Raw genomic sequence first — 1,388 nt, forward strand, 5'->3', positions numbered from 1 at the left:
TGGGCACTGCTGGGGCGGCGGCCGAAGGATGAGATCGACGATGGCGTGACGTACGGCGGGCATAGTCGGTTGAGGCGGAGGCCCGTTGATTCTTTTTTTTTCGCCCCGCGTTTGCGAGGCGACGATGTTGCAGGAAGGCGTAGGCAATCATTGTCATAAGGGCGTGGCGATGAAGACCTTGCCATGATCGCCCTTCGAAGTGATCAAGTCCAAGTTCCTCCTTCAACTGTTGATGCGCCTGCTCACAAATCCACCGTGCCTTGATGGTGGCGGCCAGCGTGCGCAGATCCGTCGTCGCCGGAAGATTGGCGAGATAGTATTTCTTCTCCCCGGAGGCACGTTGCTCGCCAATGAGCCAGGCTTCGTCGCCTGGGAGATGCTGCTGACCTTTATCCCATATCCGCTGCGGAGGGCCGTCGGCGGTGCGGACACGGAGAGCAGCAAATCGGGCTTTGAGCCGACCTTTCGTCCCGCTGCGCCAACTCACGGTTTTCCATTTGGCGCTGGCCAGCATTTGTTCTGCCGCAATCGATAAGATATCGGGCACGTGGTGCTTTCGTGGTTTGCCACGGGCTTTGGTGATCGGCCAAATGAGCTTCACATCGACCGGATACACTTTCTGGTGCCGAGGGATACCGACCGCCCAGGCCAGCCCGCGCTCTGTTAGCCCTTGTCGAAACGGCGCGCTGAGGCCGTATCCTGCATCCGCCAGCACACATCCAAAGCGTATGTTGGCTGCCATCGCGCGGTCAATCTCGGCCAAAGCGATCTCCGGCTTGGACCGCGGCGTTCGGTGTTCGACTGGCACGCGAGCGCGCTTCAAGCGAGGCATGTCGCTTGTCCAGCTGTCAGGCAGAAAGAGACGTAACGCGACCATCACGGGCACTTCCCCCCGCGCAAGCGTTAAAGACACCAGCGTTTGGCAATTTGCAGTTTTACCGAGAGCCGACGCGTATTGAGCCGCAACACCGACCGATCGCTCACCCTTTTTCGGCAGTGAGGTGTCATCAATAACCAGCACCGCATCCCTGCCGCCGACAAGTCGGTCCGCCTGGTTGAGCAGCTCTGTCTCTAGCGGCGTCGCGTTCCAGACGCCGTCCGCAATGAAATGGTGCAACTGGTCGTAGTTGCTCGTGGCAAGGCGTTCCGCCATCGGCTGAACGCTCTTGCGATCGCCAGGACCGATCAATCCCGCAACATATAGAGGACACATCCGCTGTCGGGTCTTATGACCCAGCCGGTCCAAGAACGGCATCAGCCAGCGTTCGAGTTCGTCTTCCCATCCCGGCATGGTCAGCCCTCCAAGAGCCGACCACCCATGAATCATTGAAAAATTGATTCGGGAATCCTATAAATCGCGGCAAAATCAACAATCTGCCAAAGTAGTG

Annotated in this window: 1 protein-coding gene; it reads right to left on the reverse strand. The window is 58.6% G+C overall.

The window, feature by feature from the left end:
* Positions 1 to 1,327: IS701 family transposase (locus IVB42_RS02290; protein ID WP_247370786.1), on the reverse strand; the 1,327-nt coding region annotated here is incomplete at its 3' end.
* Between the last annotated feature and the right edge of the window lie 61 nt (positions 1,328 to 1,388).

The organism is Bradyrhizobium sp. 45 (genome assembly GCF_023073155.1).
Classification (GTDB): Bacteria; Pseudomonadota; Alphaproteobacteria; order Rhizobiales; family Xanthobacteraceae; genus Bradyrhizobium; species Bradyrhizobium canariense_D.